Source organism: Hymenobacter busanensis (assembly GCF_008727865.1).
GTDB classification, from domain to species: domain Bacteria; phylum Bacteroidota; class Bacteroidia; order Cytophagales; family Hymenobacteraceae; genus Solirubrum; species Solirubrum busanense.
On the sequence record NZ_VTWU01000008.1, the window covers coordinates 14,511 to 38,617 of the forward strand.

23 protein-coding genes are annotated in these 24,107 nt (G+C 63.4%); 11 read left to right on the forward strand and 12 right to left on the reverse strand.

Annotated features, from left to right (window positions below):
• Window positions 1-51 precede the first annotated feature (51 nt).
• The 9 genes from F0P96_RS18805 to sdaAB all read right to left on the reverse strand — a co-directional run bounded on the left by F0P96_RS18805 (window position 52) and on the right by sdaAB (window position 8,557).
• Complete coding sequence (locus tag F0P96_RS18805) at window positions 52-1,200, reverse strand: MFS transporter (RefSeq protein ID WP_151080531.1); 1,149 nt, start codon at window positions 1,198-1,200, stop codon at window positions 52-54.
• Between the two features lie 277 nt (window positions 1,201-1,477).
• On the reverse strand, window positions 1,478-1,795 hold the full coding sequence (locus F0P96_RS18810) for a hypothetical protein (protein ID WP_151080532.1): 318 nt from the start codon (window positions 1,793-1,795) through the stop codon (window positions 1,478-1,480).
• Between the two features lie 258 nt (window positions 1,796-2,053).
• A complete protein-coding gene (locus tag F0P96_RS18815) occupies window positions 2,054-2,482 on the reverse strand; it encodes an EamA family transporter (RefSeq protein ID WP_151080533.1) in 429 nt (142 codons plus the stop codon).
• A 4-nt stretch (window positions 2,483-2,486) separates the two neighbouring features.
• Complete coding sequence (locus F0P96_RS18820; protein ID WP_151080534.1) at window positions 2,487-2,891, reverse strand: DUF4259 domain-containing protein; 405 nt, start codon at window positions 2,889-2,891, stop codon at window positions 2,487-2,489.
• Window positions 2,892-2,959: 68 nt separating this feature from the next.
• Complete coding sequence (locus F0P96_RS18825; RefSeq protein ID WP_151080535.1) at window positions 2,960-3,508, reverse strand: hypothetical protein; 549 nt, start codon at window positions 3,506-3,508, stop codon at window positions 2,960-2,962.
• Window positions 3,505-4,494, reverse strand: a complete 990-nt coding sequence (locus F0P96_RS18830; protein ID WP_235917530.1) for an NAD(P)H-dependent glycerol-3-phosphate dehydrogenase — start codon at window positions 4,492-4,494, stop codon at window positions 3,505-3,507. Before F0P96_RS18830 ends, F0P96_RS18825 begins: the two co-directional genes overlap by 4 nt.
• Window positions 4,495-4,673: 179 nt before the next feature.
• On the reverse strand, window positions 4,674-6,095 hold the full coding sequence (locus F0P96_RS18835) for an efflux RND transporter periplasmic adaptor subunit (RefSeq protein WP_151080536.1): 1,422 nt from the start codon (window positions 6,093-6,095) through the stop codon (window positions 4,674-4,676).
• 154 nt (window positions 6,096-6,249) lie between these two features.
• Window positions 6,250-7,794, reverse strand: coding sequence for a TolC family protein (locus F0P96_RS18840; RefSeq protein WP_151080537.1), 1,545 nt, complete (start codon window positions 7,792-7,794; stop codon window positions 6,250-6,252).
• Between the two features lie 82 nt (window positions 7,795-7,876).
• The gene (sdaAB, locus tag F0P96_RS18845) at window positions 7,877-8,557 is read right to left on the reverse strand and encodes an L-serine ammonia-lyase, iron-sulfur-dependent subunit beta (RefSeq protein WP_151080538.1); all 681 of its coding nucleotides are present in this window, start codon (window positions 8,555-8,557) and stop codon (window positions 7,877-7,879) included.
• A 186-nt stretch (window positions 8,558-8,743) separates the two neighbouring features.
• On the opposite strand from sdaAB, the gene F0P96_RS18850 reads away from it, so the two are divergent.
• The 3 genes from F0P96_RS18850 (at window position 8,744) to F0P96_RS18860 (ending at window position 12,059) form a co-directional block, all read left to right on the forward strand.
• The gene (locus tag F0P96_RS18850; RefSeq protein ID WP_151080539.1) at window positions 8,744-9,742 is read left to right on the forward strand and encodes a tryptophan 2,3-dioxygenase family protein; all 999 of its coding nucleotides are present in this window, start codon (window positions 8,744-8,746) and stop codon (window positions 9,740-9,742) included.
• Between the two features lie 61 nt (window positions 9,743-9,803).
• Entirely contained in the window at window positions 9,804-10,295 is a 492-nt protein-coding gene (locus F0P96_RS18855) for a tetratricopeptide repeat protein (RefSeq protein WP_151080540.1), read from the forward strand.
• A 192-nt stretch (window positions 10,296-10,487) separates the two neighbouring features.
• Window positions 10,488-12,059, forward strand: coding sequence for an NAD(P)/FAD-dependent oxidoreductase (locus tag F0P96_RS18860; protein ID WP_151080541.1), 1,572 nt, complete (start codon window positions 10,488-10,490; stop codon window positions 12,057-12,059).
• Between the two features lie 34 nt (window positions 12,060-12,093).
• Here F0P96_RS18860 and F0P96_RS18865 read toward each other — a convergent pair whose 3' ends face one another.
• Entirely contained in the window at window positions 12,094-12,747 is a 654-nt protein-coding gene (locus F0P96_RS18865; protein WP_160619943.1) for a sigma-70 family RNA polymerase sigma factor, read from the reverse strand.
• A 171-nt stretch (window positions 12,748-12,918) separates the two neighbouring features.
• Between F0P96_RS18865 and F0P96_RS18870 the strand changes: the two genes are divergently transcribed.
• The 5 genes from F0P96_RS18870 to F0P96_RS18890 all read left to right on the forward strand — a co-directional run bounded on the left by F0P96_RS18870 (window position 12,919) and on the right by F0P96_RS18890 (window position 16,691).
• A complete protein-coding gene (locus tag F0P96_RS18870) occupies window positions 12,919-13,326 on the forward strand; it encodes a DoxX family membrane protein (RefSeq protein ID WP_235917531.1) in 408 nt (135 codons plus the stop codon).
• A gap of 81 nt (window positions 13,327-13,407) precedes the next feature.
• Window positions 13,408-13,773, forward strand: a complete 366-nt coding sequence (locus F0P96_RS18875) for a CoA-binding protein (RefSeq protein ID WP_151080543.1) — start codon at window positions 13,408-13,410, stop codon at window positions 13,771-13,773.
• A gap of 245 nt (window positions 13,774-14,018) precedes the next feature.
• Window positions 14,019-14,597 (forward strand): RNA polymerase sigma factor, encoded by a 579-nt coding sequence (locus tag F0P96_RS18880; protein ID WP_151080544.1) that lies wholly within the window; start codon window positions 14,019-14,021, stop codon window positions 14,595-14,597.
• Window positions 14,578-15,471, forward strand: coding sequence for a hypothetical protein (locus tag F0P96_RS18885; RefSeq protein WP_151080545.1), 894 nt, complete (start codon window positions 14,578-14,580; stop codon window positions 15,469-15,471). Before F0P96_RS18880 ends, F0P96_RS18885 begins: the two co-directional genes overlap by 20 nt.
• A 62-nt stretch (window positions 15,472-15,533) precedes the next feature.
• Window positions 15,534-16,691: an outer membrane beta-barrel protein gene (locus F0P96_RS18890; RefSeq protein WP_151080546.1), complete on the forward strand. Its 1,158-nt coding sequence runs from the start codon at window positions 15,534-15,536 to the stop codon at window positions 16,689-16,691.
• Between the two features lie 98 nt (window positions 16,692-16,789).
• Here F0P96_RS18890 and F0P96_RS18895 read toward each other — a convergent pair whose 3' ends face one another.
• Window positions 16,790-17,500 (reverse strand): RNA methyltransferase, encoded by a 711-nt coding sequence (locus F0P96_RS18895; RefSeq protein WP_338074403.1) that lies wholly within the window; start codon window positions 17,498-17,500, stop codon window positions 16,790-16,792.
• Between the two features lie 71 nt (window positions 17,501-17,571).
• On the opposite strand from F0P96_RS18895, the gene tamL reads away from it, so the two are divergent.
• Window positions 17,572-20,169 carry a translocation and assembly module lipoprotein TamL gene (gene tamL / locus F0P96_RS18900; protein WP_160619941.1) on the forward strand — a complete coding sequence of 866 codons (2,598 nt, stop codon included), beginning with the start codon at window positions 17,572-17,574 and terminating at the stop codon, window positions 20,167-20,169.
• A 97-nt stretch (window positions 20,170-20,266) separates the two neighbouring features.
• On the opposite strand, the gene F0P96_RS18905 is transcribed toward tamL, so the two are convergent.
• Window positions 20,267-22,381, reverse strand: a complete 2,115-nt coding sequence (locus F0P96_RS18905) for an alpha-ketoacid dehydrogenase subunit alpha/beta (RefSeq protein ID WP_151080549.1) — start codon at window positions 22,379-22,381, stop codon at window positions 20,267-20,269.
• A gap of 160 nt (window positions 22,382-22,541) precedes the next feature.
• On the opposite strand from F0P96_RS18905, the gene hemF reads away from it, so the two are divergent.
• Both hemF and F0P96_RS18915 read left to right on the forward strand, forming a co-directional pair.
• The gene (hemF, locus tag F0P96_RS18910; RefSeq protein WP_151080550.1) at window positions 22,542-23,483 is read left to right on the forward strand and encodes an oxygen-dependent coproporphyrinogen oxidase; all 942 of its coding nucleotides are present in this window, start codon (window positions 22,542-22,544) and stop codon (window positions 23,481-23,483) included.
• Complete coding sequence (locus F0P96_RS18915) at window positions 23,476-24,060, forward strand: phosphatase PAP2 family protein (RefSeq protein ID WP_151080551.1); 585 nt, start codon at window positions 23,476-23,478, stop codon at window positions 24,058-24,060. Before hemF ends, F0P96_RS18915 begins: the two co-directional genes overlap by 8 nt.
• The last annotated feature ends 47 nt before the right edge of the window (window positions 24,061-24,107 follow it).

The window sequence follows — 24,107 nt, forward strand, 5'->3', positions numbered from 1 at the left end:
CTACTCAACCCGCCAGACAATAACAAGCCGTACTGCCAGCTACTTACCTCCTCACAGCTTCACGCGCGAAGCCACCGCCGCCACGCACACGCCCATCACCGCAATAAGCGCGTAGGAAACGCGCAGGCTGGTAGCGCCGGCCACTATCCCGATGATCGGGGGGCCAACCAGAAAACCCAGAAAACCGATGGTCGACACGGCCGCCAGTGCCATACCCGCCGGCATCACCGTAGAACGGCCGGCCGCGCTGTACACCAGCGGCACCACCGACGACGTGCCGAAGCCCACCAGCATAAAGCCCAGCACGGCCGTGATGAGCGTGGGAAACAGCACCGCCACCAGCAGGCCAAAAGCCGTGAGCATGCCGCTCAGCTGAATCACCCGCTTTGACCCCAAGCGGGCCGTAAGGCGGTCGGCGCCGAAGCGGCCCAAAGCCATGGTGCTCATAAAGGCCGTGTAGCCAGCGCCCACCCAGGCTTTTTCGGCGTGCACTACTTTCTTGAAGTAGACGCCGCTCCAGTCGAACATGGCGCCTTCGCAAATGAGGGCGCAAAAGGCAATGGCTCCCAGACCCAGCAGGGTGCGGTCGGGCATCACAAAGGCGGGCTGTTCTTCATCGTCGGCTGCGGCGTGGGGCAACAGAGCACCGGAAGTAAGCAGGGCGCCCGCCGCAACCAAGCCCGTAATCAGCAGAAAGTGGAACTCCGGCAATACGCCCCAGCCAATCATGGCCGTGCCGATGAGGGCACCGGTGAAGCCGGCCAAGCTCCAAACGCCGTGAAACGAGGCCATGATGGGTTTCTCGTACAGCGCCTCCACGCCCACGGCCTGCGTGTTGATGGAAATGTTCATCAGGTTGCTGGCGAAGCCAAACGCCACCAGACACGGCACCAGCAGCCACGGCCCCTCGGCCCAGCCCAGCCCCACCAGCGACAGGCTGTAGAGCGCGGCCCCGGCAATGGCGGTGTGGCGGCTGCCGTATTTGTGAATCAGCCAGCCCGTGAGCGGCAACGACGGCAGTTGGCCCAGCGGAATAGCCAGCAGCAGGAGGCCCAGCGTGGCGTCGGAAAAGCCCATGCGCTGCTGGATGGCGGGAATGCGCGAAGCCCAACTGGAAAAGATCAGTCCTTGCAGGAAAAACCAGGCCGCTACCGCTAAACGGTGCGTGCGGGGCGCAGCCGGTGCGGCTGCGGTAGTCATAGAAATCATAGCTTCCCTCCTTCTGCAAAACCGCCAACAACGGCTTTGGGTGGCACAATCGACGCACCAGCGGCCCTTCTGGCGGTGGCGCAAACGCACGAACAGGCCCGAGGGGACGACCTGCTTGCGCGCCCCGAAGATACGGGTGCCCGGTACTACCCGTTGCTACGGTGTCGCCGACTCAACGCAAGAAAAAGGCTGAACCCAGCTCACCAAGACAGAAAATCGATTGCGAAGCGGAAGAATAATTTGCTTCGCTTGTCCTATGGGAATGTTCTTAGCCGAGTAGGCCGGTGCGGCCCAGCAGGCGGTACCGGTGAGGCGTTTTGGTTTCGCTGGATTCGGCGTAGGCCCGTACCAAGCGGCCAATGGCCCGCACGGCCGAGGCGCGGGCTCCTTCGGGCACTTTGCGGGCCGCGTCGCGCGCCGCATAGGCCGTCGAGCGGCGCAGCGCATCCGAATTGGGATGCCACCATACGTCTGGTTGTAGTTGCGGCACCGACCACTCGGTGTGGGCAGTTGCAGCTTTGGGCTGAGCGGTCAGTAAGCCGGCCACTACCACAAGGCCGTTGGCTATCCAGTGAAGATTGTTCATACTACCAATCGATTGGTGGGTAATAGCTGCGGCTGACGCGACCTTGTCCATAGCGGCCCGTTGGCCGCTCATTGGCTCCTGTTGCGTCGGCAAGCAGCAGCAGTACAAAGAACCACCTGGGATTCGCTCAGCACAATCACACAACGATGTATTGCGCCTCGCATAAGTATGTGAGCGAGGAAGGTGCCCTGCAGTAGAGCCGTAAAAAAGCCCGCTGGAGGGCGGGCTGCAGCGGGCTATTTACTTTGTTGGAAGACATTAATGGCCGCGGGCCAGCAACGCAATGCCGCCCACAATCAGCAGCAAGCCCAGCACTTGCGGCAGCGTCAGGGTTTCGCGCAACACCACCAGCCCCAGCACGGCCGTCAGCAGCACCGAGCCTCCCACAATTACCGGCGTCCCCACCGACGACGGCACCCCACGGCTGAAGACCACAAAGGTGAGAATTTCGGCCAGCCCCACGCCTAGCCCGGCCAACGCCGCCAGCCACAGCCCTTGGCTGCTAATGGGCAGCGGCTGGCCCTGCAGCTTGAGGCGCACGAGCCACACCCCACCCAGCGCGGCGGCCACCAGCTGCAATACCACGGCCCCCACGGCTGCCGGCACGTGGTCGGCAGCCAGCTTGATGAAGAAGTTGTAGAAGGCAAGGCTCAGGGCGGTAAGCAGTGCCAGAAGCAGCCAGGGCATAAGGTTATTCTTCCAGCCCCAACCGCGTCAGCAGGTTCTGCTGCAGCTGTTGCCAGGCGGCGTAATTCTCGTTTTCGGCCCACAACTCCTGCAGCTCCGACTTGCGCAGCACCGCCTGCACGGCTTCAATGGCCAGCTCCTGCAGGTCTTCCTGCCCGTCGGCATCGAGTTGGGTTGTGGCCGGTAGCAGGCCCACGGGCATGTCGGCAGCGGGCTTGCCGATGACGGCGGCCACCAGCTCGGCAGCGGCCAGGGCTTGGCTGGCCTCGGCAGCTTCCAACTGGCCTTCTTCCTCGGCGGCCGTGGCCAGGGCTTCGTAGAGCACGGCTTCGTTGGGGCGTTGGCGAAAATCCTCGGCGAAGTCAGCCGCCGCGTCGTTGTCGAAATTGTGGTAGTCCCAGGTGGCCATAGAGCTAGCTCGTGTTTAAATGGAGAGAGGAAGCTAATACGCAAAAACGGCTGACAGCGCCGTCCGCATCATCTTGTGTGCAAGCTGTCGGTTGGCATCGGGAAAGTTGGGTTGGCCCCGTTGCGGGCTACCGAATCGGGCATCGGCCCGGTGCCAAACACTTCGTATACGTTGCCCACCTGCCGCTCCGAGGTGAGTTGGTCTGCTTTGGTTGCATTCCCATACTGCCGGTATACAACACTGGCCCCGTGCAACACTGTGGGCCCAAGCAGCAGCAGCGGCAACCACGCCAGTGCCGGCGAAAAGCCCGCTTCACGTAATGCCAGCCGTCCTCTGAAAGCCACCGCCCAAAACAGCAGCGAGAAGACACCCGCCGCTGCAGAAGCCGACAACGTACCCACGTACATCATAAAGCTGAACGGATTGCTGTTCTCCGATTCAGGAATGGCCTGCGGCAAGGCCGAAAGCGGCGGGTATATGGTCCAGCCTTGCAGTTCCGCCCCGCGCAGCCACAGGGCGCCGTCGAACCAGATATAACTGACGACAATGGCCCCAAAAGCCGCCACCGCAGCGCCAAGGGAGCAGTACCACAGCCCAACGACCCAGCGGCCACTCATCTAAACTTCTCCTTCAAAATTTCCAACTCCACGGCCGGCGAAATCTTCTCGTAGAGCACGTGGTAGGCGGCCGTGGTGATGGGCATGTTCACGCGCAGGTCTTTGTTTAGCTCGTAAATGCTCTTGACGGCATAGTAGCCCTCGGCAATCATGTTCATCTCCATCTGCGCCGACTTCACCGAGTAGCCCCGGCCCACCATGTTGCCGAAGGTGCGGTTGCGCGAAAACTGCGAGTAGGCCGTCACCAGCAAGTCGCCGAGGTAAGCCGAGGCCGACAGGTCGCGGGGCTGGGGACTGAGGGCGTAGAGGAAACGGCGGATTTCCTGCACGGCATTGGCCACCAGCACGGCCTGGAAGTTGTCGCCGTACCCGAGGCCGTGGGCCACGCCGGCGGTCAGGGCAATGATGTTTTTCATGACGGCGCAGTACTCGATGCCGTCGAGGTCGGCAGCCGGGTGCGCCTTCACGTAGCGGTTGCGCAGGCGCTGGCAGAAATCCTCGGCCAGGGCCAGGTCGGGCGAGCCGATGGTGAGGTAGCTCTGCTTTTCCAGCGCCACTTCCTCGGCGTGGCAGGGGCCGGCCACTACCCCTACCCGGTCGCGGGTTACTTTAAACCGCTCCATGGCGTAGTCGGTCACCAGCTCGTTGCGCCCCGGAATCATGCCCTTGATGGCCGAAATGATGCGCTTGTTCTTGAACGCGTCGCGGTCGAGCTTGTCGAGGGCTTCCTTCACGAAAGCTGCGGGCACGGCCAGCACCACCCAATCGGCGTCCTTCACCACCTCCCCGATGTCGGTAGAAGGCGTGACGCGGGTGAGGTCGAACTGCACCGACGAGAGGTAGCGGGCGTTGTGGCGGGTGCTGCGCAGGTGCTCCACGTCGGCTTTGTTGCGCATCCACCAGCTCACGCGGGCGCCGTTTTCGGAGAGAATCTTGGCAAGCGCGGTGGCCCACGAGCCGCCGCCAATCATGGCTATTTTATCCACGGGGAAAAGGTCAGCAACCGCACCGGAGGTGCGGCAGGGAAGCAGAAAAGAAAAGGCGGCGCTCAACGGGCAACGTGGCCCGCAGGCCGCCCGGCGGCCGAGTTTAGGCAAAAAAAGCGAGAGGCCGGGGCTGCAAGCAGCCCCGGCCTCTCCTCTTGCCGGTTGCAGTGGCGTTTGGCTTAGTCGTTGTCGTCGGCCGCGTCTTCCTTCAAGGCGGCGCGGTTCAGGCTCTTAGCGTCTTTCACCACTACCAGGCTGCCGTCTTTCAGGCGCCGCGCATTCGATACCACGCCGTAGGGCCCGCTCACCACTTCGTCGCCGGCCTTGATGCCTTCCAGAATCTGGATGTGCTCCAAATCGTTGATGCCGGTTTTCACGGGCACCAGCACGGCCTTGCTGTTGCGAATCACGAACACGACTTCCTGCACGTCGCCCTTAGGTTTGGCCTGCTCCTCGCTGGGGCCCGAACCACCGCGGCCGCCCACGCGCACCTTCACGCCGCCTTTTTGCTTTTCCTTATCGGCCAGCATCACGCTGTCGGTGCGCGTCGTCACCGCGTTCAGCGGCACGGCCAACACGCCCGTGCGGCGGTCGGTAATGATGTCGACGGAGGCCGTCATGCCCGGGCGGAACGGCACGATGGTGCGGCCGGCCACGTTGCGCACCAGCTGGCGGTACGACTCGGGCAGCAGGCGCACGCGCACCTCAAACTCGGTTACGGCTTCGGCCGTCAGGGCATCCTTGGCGCTGTTGGCAATGCTGGTGACGATGCCGCGAAACTTCTCGCCCTTGCTCGTGTAAGAGTCCACCTCCACGTCGGCCGAGTCGCCCAGGTTCACGTTCACAATCTGGTTTTCGTTCACGTTCACGCGCACTTCCATCGAGTTGAGGTTGGCAATGCGCATGATTTCGGTACCGGCCATTTGGGAAGTACCCACCACTCGTTCGCCTTTCTCTACGTTCAGCTTGCTCACCGTGCCGCTCACGGGGGCGTAGATGGTGGTTTTGTTGAGGTTCTTGCGGGCTTCTTCGAGGCCGGCCTGGGCCGAGCGCACCGAGCTCTGAGCGGCCCGAATGCTGGCCTTGGCCGAGTTGATTTCTTCCTGTGAAGCGTCGTAAGCGGCTTTGGCCTGCTCATATTCGGCCTGTGAAATCACCTTCTGCTTGTAGAGCGAGGCGTTGCGGCGGTACGTCAGCTCGGTTTGCTTGGCCGAGGCAATGAGCTGCTGCAGGCGCGCCTGGCTTTGGCCCACGTTGGCCTGCTGCGTGCCCACCACGGCCGACTGCTGGCTGACCATGGCCTGGTAGTTATCGGGCCGAATGCGCAGCAGCAACTGGCCTTTGCGCACGGAGTCGCCTTCGCGCACGTACAGCTCGGTTATTTCGCCCGATACGTCCGGCGAGATTTTTACCTCCGTTTCGGGCTGCACTTTGCCCGAGGCACTCACCTTCTCCACGATGCTGGCCGGGCCGGCTTTTTCAGCCAGCACCTCCACACCGGCGGGCTTGCCCACCCAGCCCTGCTTTTTGGCCACCACAAAACCGGCGAGCAGCAACGCCAGCACGCCGAGCAGAATAAACAACAGACGGTTGTTGCGCATAGTACCTACAAAGAAGGGTCAGCAATGACCGGCAGGAGCGCCGGCGGAGCAAAAGAAGTAAAAAAGACGGCTGCCACGTGCGCCGTTTCAGCAACGGTTTCGTGGCAGCCGGCCTAAAAGGAGAAAAACTGTCGTTTTCGCACTGACAATCAGCTTACAGCGCCAACGGCTTGCCTTGGTAGAAATCCAGCACCTTGCTGCGGAACAAGTACTCGTACTTGGCCTGAATCATGGTCGACTCGGCCGCGTTCAGGTTGTTCTTGGCAATGTTGTAGTCGGTGCCGTTCATCAGGCCGTTGTTGAAGCGGATTTCGGCGTTGCGCTGGGCCGTGGCCAAGGCTTCTACCTGCCGCTTGCTGGAGGCGTAGCGGCGCTGGGCGGCCAGGGCATCGGCGTAGGCCTGCTGAATGCTCTGGCGCAGCGTCAGGCGGGCTTGTTCGCGGTTCAGTTCGGCCCGCTTCACGTTGATTTCGGACCGCTGCACGTTGGTGCGGGCCTGAAAGCCGTTTAGAATGGGAATGTTGAGGTTGAACTGCAGCTGCTTGCCCAGGTTGTCGCCCAGCTGGTTGGAAAAGGCGGTGGGCTTGGTTTCAAAGCGCGGCTGCGCCACCCCGGTCACGTACTGTGTGGGAATGGGCGGCGTGGTAGGCGCGGCGGGGTTGTAGATGAACACCGGCGCGTAACTGAAATCGACTTCGCCGGTGGGAATAAACGACGAGCGCGCCGACGAATAGCCGGTAAAAATGCCCGCTCCAAAGCTCAGCCGCGGGTAGTAGGCGCCACGGGCTACTTCCACGCCGCGCATGGAGCTTTGCACCCGCAGGTCGGCGGCCTTGATTTCGGGCAGGCGGCCCTGGGCCGTTTCGTAAATGCCGTTCAGGTCGTTTTCGAGCGGCACCTCGTCGGGGTCGGGCAGTTGCGGCGTGACGATGGCTACATTGCTGCTGCCGGCCGCGTCGAGGTTGAGCAGCTGCGCCAGCTGCAGCAGGGCCAGGTTGCGCTGGTTCTGGGCCGTTACCACGTTCAGTTCGTCGGAGGCAAGTTGGGCCTGGCTGTCGAGCAGGTTGCTTTCGGCCACCGAGCCGGCCCGCAGCAGCTTCTGGGTGCGCTCTACCTGCTGCTGGGTAGAATTCACGCGCAGCTGGTTGGTGCGCAGCAGCTCATCGGCCAGCAGCACCTGCAGGTAGGCCGAGGCCACGTTCAAGCTCAGGTCGTTGCGGGCTTTTTCGATGTCGTTCAGGCTGGCCTGGTAGTCGAGGGCGTCGCGCTTGATGGTGTTGCGCACCTGAAACCCCGAAAACAGGTTCACCTGGCCCGACAACGAGAAGTTGTTCGAGCGAATGGTGCTCGTTTTAAACTCGTTGGTCAGCGGGTCGATGGAAGTACCAAAGTTCCAGTTCTGCGAGGCGTTGGCGTTGGCCGTGGGCAGCAAGCCCGCCCGGCTCTGGCGCAGCGTGGCGTCGCTCAGCTCCGACGTCAGTTGCGACTGGCGCACCTGCAGGTTGTTTTTCAGGGCGTAGTCGACGGCCTGCTGCAACGACCACGGCCCGGAAGGAGCCGCCTGGGGCACGGCCGCGGCGGGCGGGGCCGCTGGCGTAGTCTGGGCCGCCGCGGGCAAAGCCAGCCCCAGCGAGGCGAGCAGCAGCGCACCTGCCGGACCCGCTGTGTGGCGCGACAAAAACGAGGCAAGAGTAGTCATCGGGCTAAGGGTGTTTTTCGAGCAGAAAAAAGAGACAGGAACCCGCAGCGGCCGCTTGTGCCGGCCGCTGCAGCGGCCGGCGTTAGTCGATGGCCGGGATGTAGCGCACCTGGTGCACCCAGCGCAGGTGGCGCAGGTATTGCAGGCTCAGCTCGGTCAGCGGAGAGTCGATTTCGATGAATTGGCGGGCCACCTGGTTTTTGCCCTGGCGGCTCACGTTCATGGTGGCAATGTTGCAGTCGTCGTGGGCAATGACGTCGGCAATGAAGGCAATGGAGCCTTTCACATCGTCGGCATCGATGATGAGCGTGTGCAGCGCCGCCGAGAAGTCGCACGGAAACCCGTCGACCTCCACGATGCGAATCACGCCGCCGCCCCGGCTTTGCCCAATCACCTCCACCTGCGTGCCGGCGCGCTCGTCGCGCAGCTCCAGCCGGATGGTGTTCGGGTGCATGGTAGAGGCGTTGCCCACCCCCTGAAACGTGAAGTTCAGCCCCGCTTCTTTGGCGTGGTCGAACGACTCGCGGATGCGCTTGTCGTCGGTGGGGTAATCGAGCAGCCCGGCCACGATGGCGCGGTCGGAGCCGTGGCCTTCGTAGGTGCGGGCAAAGGAATTGTAGAACGTGATGGTGGCGTGGGTGGGCTGCGAACCCAGCACGCGGATGGCGGCGCGCGCGATGCGCACCACCCCGGCCGTGTGCGAGGAGCTGGGCCCAATCATCACCGGCCCAATCATGTCGAATATGCTGCTTTTTTCGGCCATAAGATGGGCTAAAGGTACTGGCTCAGCAATCAAAAACAACGGCCCAAACGCGCGCAGCGTACTTTGCCGCACGCTCGGCTGCCCGGTAGATGCGCGGCTTGCCGAATAGGTTGCCCCGAATGGCTGTCTTTTTCCCGGCTTTTTCGTTCTTTGTAACCCCTCCCCCAGATTTCCCCACCCACCCCAATGTCGAATCACGACGAATTCTCTCCCGCGGTCCTCACCCAGCTGCGGCGTTTGCAGGAGAAATACGCTGCCGACGGCCAGGATCTGGCCGCCTACCTCGAAGGCCTGTACCACGCCGACTACGTCAACTACTGGGACTACATTGAGCTGGATACGCTGCTTTCGCTGCAACGGCCGCTGACCAAGATTCCCGACGAGCAGATTTTCATCATGTACCACCAGATTACGGAGCTGTACTTCAAGCTCTGCCTGGTGGAATACGAACAGATCGGCAACCTGCAAAACCCCACGCTGGGCGAGCTGGTGCTGCGCCTGGGCCGCATCAACCGCTACTTCGAAAACCTGATCGACTCGTTCGATGTGATGGTCGACGGCATGGACCGGCAGCAGTTTCTGCAGTTCCGCCTGTCGCTGATGCCGGCCTCGGGCTTTCAGAGCGTGCAGTACCGCATGATTGAAATTGCCTCGACTTCCCTCGACAACCTGCTCGACAAGGAGAAGCACCGGTTGCTGGGCGAGTCGGACGACCACGAGGAGCTGATGGGCTGCATTTACTGGAAGGCCGGCGCCACCCAGGAGCACGACGGTGCCAAAACCCTCACCCTGCTGCAGTTTGAGGAGAAATACCACCAAAAACTCATCGACCACGCCGCCCAGTTCCGCCAGCGCAACGTGTGGGCCGTGGTGGAGCGCCTGCCCGTCGACGACCGGCGCCACCCGCGCCTGCTGCGCCAGCTCAAGCAGCTCGACGTGAACGTGAACATCAACTGGCCGCTGATGCACTACAAGTCGGCGGTGCGCTACCTGGAGCGCCAGGCCGGCGACGCCGTACCGGCCACCGGCGGCACCAACTGGCGCAAGTACCTGCCACCCAAGTTTCAGAAGCGCATCTTCTACCCGCAGCTCTGGACCGAGCAGGAACTCGAAGACTGGGGCAAAAGCTGGGTCGACCAAGTGCTGGAAGAAGTAGCCGCTGCGGCGGCCGGTGTTAAAAAATAATCCGGGGTAGCCAGTCGTTCTTGTGGTTCGACTGGCTATTTTTGGTTTTCGACTCCCTGCCATGAAGCATCTCGTTGTAGCCTCCTTCGCGGGCCTGTGCCTGCTGCTGGGTTTGCCCGCGGCCTCCTACGGCAACCACGACGGGCCCCGGCCCATCAATACGCTGCCGCGCTACGGCGGCAAGGCCAAGTCGAAAGCCCTTCAGAAAATTGACCAGGACTTCATAGCCTCGGAGCTGCGCAAGTACCGCCGCGACGCCCACGCCGCCTCCGAAGTGAGCGTGGAGCTGGGGTGGCAGCACCTGGCCCAGCAGGATCCGGCGGTATCCATCAAGCGCTTCAACCAGGCCTGGCTGCTCGATTCGACCAACTGCAACGTGTATTACGGTTTCAGCGCCTGCCTGAGCCTGCAGGGCGACGCCAAGGCCGCCCGCGAGTATTTCCGCCTAGCCCAGCGCCGCGACCCGAAAAACCAAGGCGCAGCCAAGTACAACGAACGACTGGCCGAATTGCGCAACAAGCAGGCCGACGTCTCGGCTAATATCCTCACCTAAGGCTTTACCCGAAGCCTTCTGAGACACCGAAAAGCGGCCGTAGCTCTCCAGCTACGGCCGCTTTTTCATTGCCCGCCACTCATGAGAAAGCGGCTGCCTTCGGTGTCAAGTACCCACATCCGGAACTCCCGCCGTAATTTTGCGGTCTGAACCCTACCCGGCTTGCAGGCCTAACTCCCTGCCGCCCACTTTATGGATAAATACGAAGTTGAACTCGTGCTGGCGCCCGCCGAGGCGTACGACGAGTTGGCCCGCTACCGGGCCCTGCTGCAGGCCGCGGGCCTGAAACCCGGCCAAGCCGATTTTGTGCACTTGCTGCGCCGCTCCATCGACGCACGGGGCCGCAACGTGGGCGTGCGCCTGCGGGCCGATATTTACCGCACGCCGCCGCCGCGGGAGCTGTTTGGGCCGTGGGTGCAGTACCAAGATGTCAGCCAGGCCAAACAGAGCGCCGTGATTGTGGGCGCGGGGCCGGCTGGGTTGTTTGCGGCCTTGCGCTGCATTGAGCTGGGCATTCGGCCGGTGGTGCTGGAGCGCGGCAAGGACGTGCGCAGCCGCCGGCGCGACTTGGCGGCGCTCAACAAGGAGCACATCGTCGACCCCGATTCCAACTACTGCTTCGGCGAGGGCGGCGCGGGCACCTATTCCGACGGGAAGCTCTACACCCGCTCCAAAAAGCGCGGCGACGTGCAGCGGGTGCTGCGGCTGCTGGTGCAGCACGGCGCCACGCCCGAAATTCTGGTGGACGCTCACCCGCACATCGGCACCAACAAACTGCCCACGGTGGTACAGGCCCTGCGCCAGAGCATCGTCGACCACGGCGGCGAGGTGCGCTTTGAGGCGCGCATGACCGAGTTGCTGCTCGACGGCGGCCGTGCCCGGGGCGCCGTGTTGGCCGATGGCACCAGCATCGAAGCCGACGCGGTGATTCTGGCCACGGGCCACTCGGCGCGGGATATTTACGAGCTGCTGCTGCGCCAGAAAGTGCGCATTGAAGCCAAGCCCTTTGCCCTGGGTGTGCGCGTGGAGCACCAGCAAAGCCTCATCGACCAGGCCCAGTACCACCGCACCGACCGCGGCCAGCTGCCGGCGGCCTCCTACGCCCTGGTGCAGCAAACCGACGGGCCCGGCGGCCAGCGCGGCGTGTTTTCTTTCTGCATGTGCCCCGGTGGCTTTATTGTGCCAGCCGCCACGGCGCAGGGCGAAGTGGTGGTGAACGGCATGAGCCCGAGCCGCCGCGACTCGCGCTTTGCCAACTCCGGCATTGTGGTGGCCATCGAGCCCGAGGACATGGACTTGAAGCGGCACGGCGTGCTGGCCGGCCTCAAGCTGCAGCAGGAAATCGAGCAGCGGGCCTGCCAGCTAGCCGGCAACACCCAACTGGCCCCGGCGCAGCTGCTCGGCGACTTCATGCAGCGCAAAACCTCGCGCAGTTTGCTGGAAACCTCCTACCAACCCGGCCTCACCTCATTGCCGATGGATGAGGTGCTGGGCCCGAACCTGGCCAACCGGCTGCGGCAGGGCTTTCAGGCGTTTGGGCGCAAGATTCCCGGCTACACCACCAACGCAGCCCAGATTGTGGGCGTGGAAAGCCGTACTTCGGCGCCGGTGCGCATTCCGCGCGACCCGGCCACGCTGCAACACCCCGAAGTGGCGGGGCTGTACCCCTGCGGCGAAGGCGCGGGCTTTGCGGGCGGCATCGTCTCGGCGGCCATGGACGGCGAGCGGTGCGCCGAGGCCATTGCGGTTCAGCTGAGTCGCTAAAAAGACGGCTGTAGCGCGAATTGCACCCTTCGCGCTACAGCTCGCGCAGTACCAGGTGCACCATCCGGTCGCAACGCGGGCCGAGGTAGGCGAACGTGCGCTGCGGGTCGAAGCATTGCAATTGCTGGCGCAGCCGCTCACGCGCTCTGGCGAGGCGAACTTTCACGTTGGTTTCGGTCAGGCGAAGGTATTCGGCGGTTTCGACCACGCTCAGGCCTTCCACCGCACGCAGCACAAACACGCTGCGGTAGCCAGCCGGCAAGGCGGCCACGGCGGTTTCCAGCGCCGCGCGCAGCTCGTCGTTGAGCACGAGTTGCAACGGGGTTCGGTCTTCGATAGGCAAAGCCGGATGGTCGTCAGCATCTTCTTCGGCGCCAACGCCCAGGGTAGCGTAATGCCGCTGGCGGCGCTGGCGCAGCAGGCATTCGTTGATGAGGATGCGCGTAACCCAGGTGGCAAAGCCGGCGCGGCCCTCAAAGCTGGCCAGCTGCTCGTAGGCCTTCACCCAAGCGGCCTGCATGGTTTCTTCCACGGCATCGGCATCGTGCAGCAGGCCCAGGCCCACGCGGTACAGGCGTTGGTTGTAGCGCCGCAGCAGCAACTCGTAGAGTTGTTTTTCGCCGGCCAGCACCCGCCGGATGACTTCGGCATCGGGCAGCGGCGCGTAAGGCAAAACGGTGGTCGACATAGCAGCAAACAGTGACGGCAAAGCGCCCGGGATTGGGCAGCCTTGGTGGGAATTAGATGCACAAGGCCGCCAAAGGTTACAGCACTCGAAGATAGGCGGCCGGTGTAACCGATTTCGGGCAACGGTATCCAATGAGCAAGATTCCATTGTTCACCTCAACCCCTCACTGCCATGCTTTCGCAAATCGAACTGAACCAGACCGCCACGTCGCCGGCCACGGTATCGGTACCGCAGGTGCTGCGCCTGACTTACGGGCTGGTGCCCATCGTGGCCGGCCTCGACAAATTCACGCACCTGCTCACCGACTGGTCGGCATACCTGAATCCGGCCCTGGTGCACGCGCTGCCGTTTTCGGCCGGCACGTTTATGCACCTGGTAGGCCTCATCGAAATAGTGGCCGGTGTGCTGGTGCTTTTCCGTCCGCGCATCGGGGCTTGGGTGGTTATGGCGTGGCTGCTGGCCGTTGCCGCCTCCTTGCTGGCCAGCGGCCACTACCTCGATGTGGCCGTGCGCGACGTGGTTATGGCCATCGGGGCCTGGGCGTTGGCGCGGCTCAGCACGGGGGGCCAGCATTCCTAGCCTGTCGCCCAGCCGATACCCCTACAGCCTTTGCCGGCGCCATTGCGTATTATAGGACCCTCCACTTCATTTTGATTCGCAATGGCCAGCAAAAAAACCGTCGTCATCGGCGCTTCCGATAATCCTTCGCGTTACGCCTACCAAGCCGTGCACCGCCTCAAGGCCCACGGTCACGAGGTAGTGCCGGTCGGCATCCGCAAAGGCGCCGTAGCCGGCATCGACATTGCCACCGACAAACCGACCGTGGAAGACGTGGACACCGTGACGCTGTATGTGGGCCCGCAAAACCAGCCCGCCTGGTACGACTACATTCTCGATCTGAAGCCGAAGCGCATCATCTTCAACCCCGGCACCGAAAACGACGAGCTGGAGCGCCGCGCCCAGCAGCAAGGCATCCGCACCGAGGAAGCCTGCACGCTGGTAATGCTCTCGATTGGCAATTACTAGCGCTTGTTCTCGGCAAAAAGCCCCTGCAACCGGAGTTGCAGGGGCTTTTTGCTTTGGATAGCTGCCTGGTTTTCGCAGTTTAGCCTAGTGACGCAACATTGTTTTATCATTGATTTACAAGACATTAAACCAAAGGTTTAAATTCCTTGCAACTTTTTCCTGGTTGGCAGGCAACGCTGCTCCGCACGTTTCCATCTACCCCTCCAAACACCACTACTACTGCCCTACTTCTACCTTTCCGAGCTGTGAACGACGTCGACCTCATCAGTGCCTGCCGGCAAGGCAGCGTCCGGGCACAAAAACAGCTCTACGAGCGGTTTGCCGGGCTGATGCTGACCGTGTGCCTGCGCTACCTGCGCCAGCGCGCCGACGCCGAAGAAGCCATGCTGACGGGGTTTACGAAAGTGTTTCGGGCCCTCGACCAGTACCGCCACGAAGGCTCGTTTGAAGGCTGGATCCGGCGCATCATGGTCAACGAAGCCCTCGGACAGCTGCGCCGCAAGGAGCCCCTGCACCTGGCCATCGACGACATGGTGACCGACGTGCCCGCCACCCAGGCCGACGCGGAAAGCAACCTGGCCGCGGCCGACCTCATGCAGCTGCTGAGCGAACTGCCGGCCGGCTACCGCACAGTGTTCAACCTCTACGCCGTAGAAGGTTACAACCACCCCGAAATAGCCGAGCTGCTGGGCATTTCGGAGGGCACCAGCAAGTCACAGCTCAGCAAGGCCCGGGCCATGCTCCAGCGCCGCCTCGGCTCCGCCAGCACCCAGGCCAGTTCCACCTCCTCACCGAAAGAATATTATGCGACCGGAAGATATTGATAAGCTGTTTCGGGACCAGCTGGAGCAGCACGTAACGCCCCCGCCTCCCGGCCTGTGGTACGACCTGCAGGATCGCCTGGAGCCCGAAGAGCGGAAACGCCGCGGCGGTTTCTGGATGTACGCGGTGGCGGCGGCCGTTACGCTGCTGCTGGTAGCCGGCACGGGCTGGCTGCTGTGGCGCCCCAGCACCCCGCAGGGCAGCGCAGCCACCGGCGAGCTGGCTTCAGCCACGCAACCGGCAGCTCCGGCCCACACCCCAGCAGCTCAGCCTGCCGGCCCCAATTCGCCCGAACTGCTGGCTTCGGCCCCGCACCCCAACTCTGCTACTACTCCGGCAGTACCCGCCGACGCGGCTGCCGAAACCGCTCCTACCTACCCAGCCAACCCCGATTCTTTCACCCCCACGCCAGCTGCTCGTCAGCGGGAAGCCATCCGGATGGCCGCCCGCACGGCGCGCCCGGTGGTTGCTCCGGAGCAGCCGTCGGCGCCCCGCTCCCCAGCGCAGCCGGAAATGGTAGCCGCCGTGCCTACGGGCTCGGCAACGACTTCGCAACTTCCTTCGTCAGCTACGCCGGTTCCAGCACCGGTGGTGGGCGGACAAGCCCTGGCCGCTGCTGGAGCGGGCCGGGCGCCTCAAGGTACCATTGAGGTGGAAGTGCGCGAGTCGCCGGAGCTGCCCGCGGTAGCCGCCGTGGCTACCACCGAACCGGAGCTGACGCGCCGGAGCCGGTTGCTGGGGGTAGTGAAACAAGTAGGCCGCGTGGTGCGCGGCGAGAAACCTAACCTGACTGAAGTAGGCTTACCGGCCAACCCCGGCCTCACGGTGCAAGCGCGCATCGGCAGCCACACGCTTTCCAAAACCATTTCGCTGTAGCCAGCGGCCTTCCGGCCCGGTTCCGCCCTCTCCCTTCCTCCGACTTTCTGCTTCCTACGTTTATGAAACCCGCTTTCTTCTGCGCCGCCACCGCCGCGCTCCTGCTTTCCGGTGCCGCTGCCTCGGCCCGCCCCTACGCCCCCGCTGCCGGCAACGACGACACCATTCTGGTGAAGCTGCCCAACCAGGTGTCGATGACCATTGTGGCCCGCGACAAAAAGCAGCTGCGCGAGCTGAAGGAATACAAGCTCGACTCGCTGATGATTATGCTCTCGGGCTACATCAGCCAGGCCGAAGCTGCCGGCAGCAAGTCCAGCAACGGGCAGGTGACAATGGAATTTTACCCCGCCAAAGACAAACCCAGCAGCCAGGCCGCGCCCGAGCAAGTGCGCGTGACGGTGCGCGGCGGCCAAACCAAAACCGACCGCGTGGAGGTGATGATGGGCAAAATGGGCATCAAGGTGGAGTCGGACCAAGAAATCGATACTGGCAAAGAGCACGTGTCCATCAAGTGGAACAACGACGATGACGACGACACCAAGCGCGACTCCCTCAAGCAGGTGCGCCGCCAGGTGAAGCGCGACAAGCTCACCGGCTCCGACTTCGGCGTGGACCTGGGCCTGAACGCACTGGTGAACCGCAAGCCCTACCTCGACCCCACCTCCGGCCAGGAGCAGGCGTTTGATCTGCGGCCGTTCGGTTCGCGCTACATCAGCCTGAACTGGAATTTCTGGGCCCGCGCCGGCAAAAACAGCCCGCTGTACTTCCACCTCGGCCCGGAAGTAGCCTTCAACAACTACATGCTGGAGGGCAACCGCCGCTTCGTGCAGACCGACCAGCGCACCAACATTGCCGCCGGTGGCGACGTGCAGTACGAGAAAAGCAAGCTGGCCACCACCAACCTGAACCTGCCGGTGGGCTTCACCCTGAAGTTCCGCAACGAGAAGCACGACGAGATTATGCGCATCGGGGCCGGGGGCTTTGTCGGCTACCGCATTGGCGCACACACCAAGGTGAAGTACGAGCAGGACGGCCGCACCCACAAAGACAAAGACCGCGGCAGCTACAACCTAGAGGACTTCCAGTACGGGGTGCAGGGCACCCTCGGCATCCGCGGCTTCGACCTGTTTGCCAAGTACAACATGAACGACCTGTTCAAGGAAAACCGCGGCCCCAAAGCCCAGGTCGTGAGCTTCGGCATCACCTTCAGCGACATTTAGGCTGATTTGTTGAATGGCTGGATGGATAAATGGCTGGCCGTTCTGGAAAACTCCAGAACGGCCAGCCATTTATCCATCCAGCCATTTGGCTCTTCCTTCTACTCGTTCCGAAAAAAATTATCGAGCAGGATGGCGGCGGAAAGGGCCACGTTCAGGCTTTCGGCGCCGCCGCGGCCGGGAATGTGCAGGCGTTGCGTGAGGTGGGCCTCCACCTCGGGCGTCAGGCCGTGCGACTCGCTGCCCATCACCAGGACACCGGTGGGCTGCAAACGAAGCCGGTGCACGTTGTCGCCGTGCAGGTCGGCGCCGTACACGGGCAGCGCCGAGGGCAGGCCAGCCAGCCAGGCGGGCAGGTCGCGCTGCCACACGGGCACCCGCGTAAAGGAGCCCATGGTGGCCGCCACCGTCTTGGCGTTCCAGGCATCGGCGCAGGTTTCCGACAACACCACGCCGCCGAGGCCGTACCAATCGGCCAGGCGAATGAGCGTGCCCACGTTGCCGGGGTCGCGCACTTGGTCGAGGGCCAGCAGCAGCTGGCAGGGGCGGGCATCGAGCGGCGTTTCGTCGGGGATGCGCACCACGGCCAGCGCTGCGTCGTTGGTCTGAAGCGTGCCGAGGCGGGTTAGCTCGTCGGGCGTGGCCAGGTCGGCGGGCACGCGGCTCACGTCGTTTTCCGCCGCAAACTCCGCCGTATACAGCAAGCGTTCCACCGTCAGTGCCGAACTTAGCAGCTCCCGCACGTTTTTGGCCCCTTCCACCAGAAAGGCCCCGTGGCGCTGCCGGTATTTCTTTTGATGCAAGGACTGCACGTATTTCGCAACGGCTTTTGAGACCATCTGTTTCGGTAATGACGAGTGAATGGGCGCGGCTTTATCGGCTGGTGCTGAAGTGTTTGACGGCGGGCCTGCTGCTGGCCGCAGCGGCTTGCTCCCCGCTGCACCTGCTGGGCCCGCGCCAGCGGCTGCTCACGAAAGTACAGCTCGAGGGCCTAAAGGAAGCCGACCAGGAACGGGTACAGGAGCTGTTTCGCCAACGCCCCAACGACAACTTCCCGCTGCCGAAGCTGGCAATTTACGACCTCGGCTACACCTTCTACGACCCCCAGCGCCTCCAGCGCAAGCTCGACACCACCCGCGCCGACTTCAACCGGCGCATTCGAGCCGCCGGCACCGACTCGGTGGCCGTGGGCCGGCTGCTGCAGAAGCGCGAGCGGCGCATCCAGCGCCTGCAGGCCGCCCTCGACAAGGGCAACGCCATCATGCGCCTCGGCGACCCGCCCGTCATCTACGACTCGGCCCTGACGCGCGTGACCGAAACGCAGATTGGCATTTTCCTGCGCTCCAAGGGCTTTTTCCGCTCCCGGGTGTCGGCCGTCGATACCACCGACTGCCCCACCAGCCTGCTGAGCAAGCTGGGCAAAAGCGCCAAAAACGACACCCTGGGCTGCCGCCGGGCCGCTGTTATCTACAACGTGCAGGAAGGCCCGCAGTTCCGCGTCACCCAGCTCAATTACGACGTGGCCGATACCACGGTGGCCCGCCTTATTCGGGCCGATACTGCCCAGGCGCTGATTCGCGTGGGCCAGCCCTACGACGAAGAGTTGATTGGGCGCGAGCGGACGCGGCTGGAAAACATGCTGAAAAACCGCGGCTACTACGATTTTCGCCAGCAGTACATCACCCTGGAAGCCGATACCAGCTTTGCCCCGGCCACCGTGCGGCTGCTGGTGATGGTGGAAAACCCGCCCGAGCAGACCGCCCACCGCGCCTACACCGTGCGCAACGTGAGCGTGATTACCGACGCGGGCGTGAACCGCTTTGGCGTGCAGCGCGACACCGTGCGGCGCAACGGCATCAACTTCCTGGCCTACGACCACCGCTTCAGCACCCGCATTCTGGACCGCAAGGTGGCCGTGCGCCCCGGCGACCCGTACAGCCTCGCCAATTCCATCATCACGCAGCGGCAGCTGGCCGAGCTGGACGTGTTTCGCTTCACGGGCGTGAACTACCAGAAAGTGCGCCTGCCTACCGACACCGCGGCAGCTATTCTGGACGCCACGGTGCTGGCCTCGCCCCAAAAACGACTGCAGCTGACCGACGAACTGGGCGGCACATTCGTGGCCGAAAAAGCTGGTCCGTTCGGCAACTTCCGCCTGCGGGTGCGCAACGCCTTTGGCGGCGCCGAAGTGCTGGATCTGGGCGTGCGCGCCGGTTTGGAAGGCCAGTACAAAGCCAGCAGCGGCGGCAACAACCAGAATCCGGAGTCGGTATACACGCTGCAGCTTGGGGCCAACGCCAGCTTGTCGTTACCGCAGTTTCTAGTGCCGTGGCGCACCAACCGGCTCTTCACGCGCTACAGCCCGCGCACGCGCATCACCACCAGCTACACCTACGTCAACCGGCCCGAGTACACCCGCACCACGCTCGAAGGCACCTACGACTACATCTGGCAGCGCAGTGTGTTGCACCAATACGTCCTCACGCCGCTCAACATCAGCCTGGTAAATACGCCCAACATCAGCGAAGCCTTCCGCACCACGCTGCTGAACCAGTCGAACTCCGGCGCCCTGCTCCGCTCCTTCGACCGGCTGCTGATTCCGAGCGTCAACGCCACGTCGCTCTACAACTCCAACGATTTCGTGCAGACGCTCGACGCCCAGTACCTGCGCCTGTTTGCGGAAATGGGCGCGCCGTTTCGGCAGTTCTACACCCGCCCCGGTACCCGCACCCTCATTGGCACCGACCGCAACGAGCGAATCGAAACGCTCATCGGCAACCTGCTGGTGCTCGACTACGCCCGCTTCAGCGCCGACTACCGCCGCTACCACAAGCTCACGCCAAACCAGTTTCTGGCCTGGCGCCTCAACGGCGGCCTGGTGCAGGCCCTTACGCCCACCGAAGTAACCCGCGACGGACAAACGTCCAGTGCCTACCTGATTCCCTACGACAAATACTTCTTTGCCGGCGGCGGCTCCAGCGTACGGGCCTGGCGCCCGCGCCGCCTGGGCATTGGCTCATACCCGACCTACCTCTACAAAGACGGGGTCTTGCAAAAAGACAGCCGCGGCCTGCCCATTCGCGACGAAAACATCGAGCAGCCGGGCGAGTTGCTGCTGGAAGGCAGCGTGGAGTACCGTTTTCCGGTCTACGACTACATCCGCGGCGCGCTCTTCACCGACTTTGGCAACGTGTGGACGCTGCAGAAAGACGCCCGCCGCGACACCACCGGCTTCACCAACGGCTCGGCCCGCTTCAGCCCCACGCGCTTCTACCGCGAGTTTGCTGTGGGCGCCGGCGCCGGTCTGCGCTTCGATTTCACGTTCCTCATCGTTCGCCTCGACTTCGCCTGGAAGGTGTACGACCCGACCGCCGTGACGCAGGACCGGTGGGCGCTCCGCAACTTCGCTTTCTTCTCCAGCAACGCCAAGCCCTGGCTGAACACGCCCGCCCTGAACGTGGGCATCGGCTACCCATTCTAACCTATTGGTCTCTAAACATTAAAAAAGCCCGCTCTTGTAAAAAGAGCGGGCTTTTTTTGGCCGACGGCGGAACTACCTCGCGGAACCGAGGACTGGTTTAGTAGGCCAGCAGTTCCTGCAAGGCCGTCAGCACTTTATCCGCCGAGGGCAGCATTTGCTTTTCCAGCTCCACGTTGAGGGCAATGGCCGGCAGGTTAACGGCACCTAGGGTAAACACCGGCGCATCGAGCTGCTGAAAGCAATGGCGCTGAATGCGGCCCGCCAACGACTCGGCAAACGAGTTCATCAGCGGCTCTTCGGTGAGGATGAGCACCTTGCCGTGCCGCTGCGTGGCGGCCATTACGGCCTCCCAATCGAGCGGGTTGAGGGTGCGCAAATCCAGAATTTCGACCTGGCCGGGCAGCTGCTTGCTGGCCGTTTTGGCCCAGTACACGCCCATGCCGTAGGTCACCACCACGCAGGTGTCGCCCTCGGCCAACTTGTCGGCCGCAGCTTCCTGCACCACGTTGGCCTTGCCAAGCGGCACCACGTACCCCGCTTCCGGCTCCACGGTTTTGGCGTCTTCGGTGCCGGGCACTTTGCTCCAGTACAGGCCCTTGTGCTCCAGCATCACCACCGGGTTGGGGTCGAGGAAGGCCGCCCGCATCAGGCCTTTCATATCGGCCGCGTTCGACGGATACACCACCTTAATGCCCCGAATGGTGAGCAGCGTGCTTTCGATGGAGCCCGAATGGTACGGCCCGCCGCCGCCGTATGCCCCAATGGGCACCCGAATCAGGCTTTGCACTGGAAACTTGCCCATGCTCAGGTAGCAGGACTTGCTAAGCTCTTCTACCAGCTGGTTGAGGGCGGGCCAGATGTAGTCGGCAAACTGTATTTCGACAATGGCCTTGGCGCCCACGGCCGACATCCCGGCCGTGCTGCCCACGATGTAGGCCTCCTGAATGGGCGTGTTGAACACCCGGGCGTCGCCGTACTTTTTGGCCAGCAGCGCAGCTTCGCGGAACACGCCGCCCAACTCGCCGCCCACGTCCTGGCCGTAGAATAAGGCCTCGGGAAACTCCTGCAGAATATCGTCGACGGCGTGCAGGGCCGCGTCCACCATCAGGGCTTTGTCGGCACCGGCGGGACTGCGTTGGCCGGCTTCCTGGGTTACCACAGGCGCGGCAAACTCGTGGTCGGCGAAGGTGGCGGGGTCGGGATTGGGCGCGGCCAGGGCACGTTGGTAGTCTTCCTGCACCGTGGCCTGGGCCGCGGCAGCGGCGTAGCCCAGTTCGCCTTCCTCGAAGCTTTCGGTGAGCAGCTGCTGGTGCAGGCGCGGCAGCGGGTCGTTGGTTTGATGCTCAGTCAGGTTGTCGCCGCGGTACCACTCGCGGCGCACGCCGCTGGTGTGGTGGCCCAGCAGCGGACAACGCGCGTGCACCAGCACCGGACCGCGCCGCTCGCGCACGTACTGCGTGGCGGCCGTCATGGTGGCGTAGCTATCCACAAAATCGGCGCCGTCGCACTGCAGGCGGTGCAGGCCTTTGAAACCGGCCGCAAACTCGTAGGCGTTCATGGCGCGCATCTCGCGGCCCGTGGCCGAAATGCCCCACTCGTTGTCTTGCACCAGGTAAATGATGGGCAGCTGGTGCAGCACGGCCATTTGCAAGGCCTCGGCCACTTCCCCCTCGGTCATGGCCCCGTCGCCGATGGAGCACACCACCACCGGCTGCTGCGCGGCGCTGGGCAGCTGGTTTTGGCTTTCCAGGTATTTCACGCCGTGGGCCATGCCGGTGGCCGGAATGGCCTGCATGCCCGTGGCCGAGCTCTGGTGCGGAATTACGGGAATGCCCGGCCGGCGCAACGAGGGGTGCGAGTAGTACGTGCGGCCGCCCGAAAACGGGTCGTCGCGCTTGGCCATGAGCTGCAGCATCAGCTCGTAGGGCGTCAGGCCGAGACCGAGCAGGAAAGCGTCGTCGCGGTAATACGGGGCACAGTAGTCGGTTTCGCGCAGTTGAAAGGCGGCGGCCAGCTGAATGGCTTCGTGGCCGCGGGCCGAGGCGTGCACGTACTTGGCCGTCACGGCCTTGTTTTCTTCGTAGAGCCGGGCCATTTCCGCCGAGGTGTGCATCAGGCGGTAGGCGCGCAACAGCGTGGCACGGTCGGGGTGCGCGGCCGGGGCCGGCGTAAAAGCAGCTTCGGGGGTTTCCAGGGTGGCAGAGGCTTGCATTCGGGAGGGAAAGCGGTGGAGCGGGAATGCGAAATTACGCCATCGGGGCCAGATGCCGCTGCACCTTGCCCGGCTCGGTAGCCCGCCCGCCCGGCAGATTTGGTCCGACTCGGCCAGCCAAACGCGTGGGCTTCGTCGGCTGTGGCTTATTTTTGCGGCCATGCCCGAACCCTCTGCCCCTGTTACCGCCTTCCGGCACGACGTAGAATCCTGGATGCGCGGCTTTCAGCAGCGCCTCATTCAGCAGCTGGAAGCCACCGATGGCGGTGCCCGCTTTCAGCCCGATGCCTGGCAACACCACTCCGGCGGCGGCGGGCTCTCGAACGTGATTCAGGACGGGCGCATTCTGGAGAAAGGCGGCGTAAACTTCTCGGCCGTGTGGGGCCAGATGGACGAACGCGCGGCCAAGCAGCTGCTCATGCCCGACCCCAACTACTTTGCCACGGGCGTGTCGGTGGTGCAGCACCCGCGCAGCCCCATGGTACCCATTGCCCACATGAACGTGCGCTATTTCGAGGCCGGCAACGGCGAGGCGTGGTTCGGCGGCGGCATCGACCTGACGCCGATTTACGTGGACGAGGCGCAGGCCCGCTGGTTTCACGAGCAATTGTATGCCGTGTGCCAGCGCTTCGACTCTACTTACTACCCGCGCTTCAAAGCCTGGGCCGACAGTTATTTTTTCATTACCCACCGCAAGGAAACGCGCGGTATCGGCGGCATTTTCTTCGACCGCCTCACCGTGGGCAAAGACGGCTCGCGTGAGGAGTTGTTTGCCTTTGTACAGGCCGTGGGCGACGCTTTCGGGCCGACCTACTGCGAGCTGCTGCGCGAAAACGCCGACCGCCCGTTTACCGAGCGCGAGGTGCAGTGGCACTTGCTGCGCCGGGCCCGCTACGCCGAGTTTAACCTGGCCATCGACCGCGGCACCCGGTTTGGGCTGGAAACCGGCGGCCGCACCGAAAGCATCCTGATGAGTTTGCCGCCGCGCTGCGAGTGGCACTACAACCAGCAGCCCGCGCCCGGCTCGGCTGAAGCCCGCACCCTGCAGTGGCTGCGGAAGGGCGTAAATTGGCTGGAAAATCCCCTCCCCGCGCTTGATTGATTCGCTGCAGAACCTGGACCGTTGGCTGCTGGTAACGGCCAATAACACCGCCACGCCCGCCCTCGACCGGTTCATGATTTTCATGTCGGACCGCTTCGTGTGGTTTCCGGCCTACTTGGTCATCATCGTGGCCCTGATCTATTATTTCGGCCGGCGAGCCTACTTGCTGCTGCCGTTGCTGGGCCTGAGCGTGGCCCTGGCCGATTCGGTGTCGAGCCGCTTCTTCAAGCCCTATTTCGCCCGGCTGCGCCCCTGCCACGACCCCGAACTCTCGGAAACGCTAAACCTGGTGCACGGCTGCGGCGGCAAGTTCGGGTTCATTTCCTCGCACGCGGCCAACTCGTTTTCGATGGCCGTGTTTCTGTGCCTGGTGCTGCCGCGCCGGTTCTGGCCGGTGAAAGTGCTGCTGCTGGTGTGGGCGGCCGTGCTCAGCTACAGCCGCATCTACCTGGCGGCCCACTACCCTTCCGATGTATTGGCCGGCACCACGCTGGGCGCGGCGCTGGGCTGGTTGTGCTACTGGCTCTACCGGCAAGGCGAAGCCCGCTGGTGGCCGGCTCGAACCGTGGCCCCTTAGCAACATCAAAAAAGCCCTGCAGCATGTGCTACAGGGCTTTTTTATTT

What these genes read in the sequence shown, in the direction of transcription:
- F0P96_RS18805 (WP_151080531.1), bottom strand. Translation starts at nt 1,200, where the DNA reads ATGACTACCGCAGCCGCACCGGCTGCGCCCCGCACGCACCGTTTAGCG.
- F0P96_RS18810 (WP_151080532.1), bottom strand. Translation starts at nt 1,795, where the DNA reads ATGAACAATCTTCACTGGATAGCCAACGGCCTTGTGGTAGTGGCCGGC.
- F0P96_RS18815 (WP_151080533.1), bottom strand. Translation starts at nt 2,482, where the DNA reads ATGCCCTGGCTGCTTCTGGCACTGCTTACCGCCCTGAGCCTTGCCTTC.
- F0P96_RS18820 (WP_151080534.1), bottom strand. Translation starts at nt 2,891, where the DNA reads ATGGCCACCTGGGACTACCACAATTTCGACAACGACGCGGCGGCTGAC.
- F0P96_RS18825 (WP_151080535.1), bottom strand. Translation starts at nt 3,508, where the DNA reads ATGAGTGGCCGCTGGGTCGTTGGGCTGTGGTACTGCTCCCTTGGCGCT.
- F0P96_RS18835 (WP_151080536.1), bottom strand. Translation starts at nt 6,095, where the DNA reads ATGCGCAACAACCGTCTGTTGTTTATTCTGCTCGGCGTGCTGGCGTTG.
- F0P96_RS18840 (WP_151080537.1), bottom strand. Translation starts at nt 7,794, where the DNA reads ATGACTACTCTTGCCTCGTTTTTGTCGCGCCACACAGCGGGTCCGGCA.
- sdaAB (WP_151080538.1), bottom strand. Translation starts at nt 8,557, where the DNA reads ATGGCCGAAAAAAGCAGCATATTCGACATGATTGGGCCGGTGATGATT.
- F0P96_RS18850 (WP_151080539.1), top strand. Translation starts at nt 8,744, where the DNA reads ATGTCGAATCACGACGAATTCTCTCCCGCGGTCCTCACCCAGCTGCGG.
- F0P96_RS18855 (WP_151080540.1), top strand. Translation starts at nt 9,804, where the DNA reads ATGAAGCATCTCGTTGTAGCCTCCTTCGCGGGCCTGTGCCTGCTGCTG.
- F0P96_RS18860 (WP_151080541.1), top strand. Translation starts at nt 10,488, where the DNA reads ATGGATAAATACGAAGTTGAACTCGTGCTGGCGCCCGCCGAGGCGTAC.
- F0P96_RS18865 (WP_160619943.1), bottom strand. Translation starts at nt 12,747, where the DNA reads ATGTCGACCACCGTTTTGCCTTACGCGCCGCTGCCCGATGCCGAAGTC.
- F0P96_RS18870 (WP_235917531.1), top strand. Translation starts at nt 12,919, where the DNA reads ATGCTTTCGCAAATCGAACTGAACCAGACCGCCACGTCGCCGGCCACG.
- F0P96_RS18875 (WP_151080543.1), top strand. Translation starts at nt 13,408, where the DNA reads ATGGCCAGCAAAAAAACCGTCGTCATCGGCGCTTCCGATAATCCTTCG.
- F0P96_RS18885 (WP_151080545.1), top strand. Translation starts at nt 14,578, where the DNA reads ATGCGACCGGAAGATATTGATAAGCTGTTTCGGGACCAGCTGGAGCAG.
- F0P96_RS18890 (WP_151080546.1), top strand. Translation starts at nt 15,534, where the DNA reads ATGAAACCCGCTTTCTTCTGCGCCGCCACCGCCGCGCTCCTGCTTTCC.
- F0P96_RS18905 (WP_151080549.1), bottom strand. Translation starts at nt 22,381, where the DNA reads ATGCAAGCCTCTGCCACCCTGGAAACCCCCGAAGCTGCTTTTACGCCG.
- hemF (WP_151080550.1), top strand. Translation starts at nt 22,542, where the DNA reads ATGCCCGAACCCTCTGCCCCTGTTACCGCCTTCCGGCACGACGTAGAA.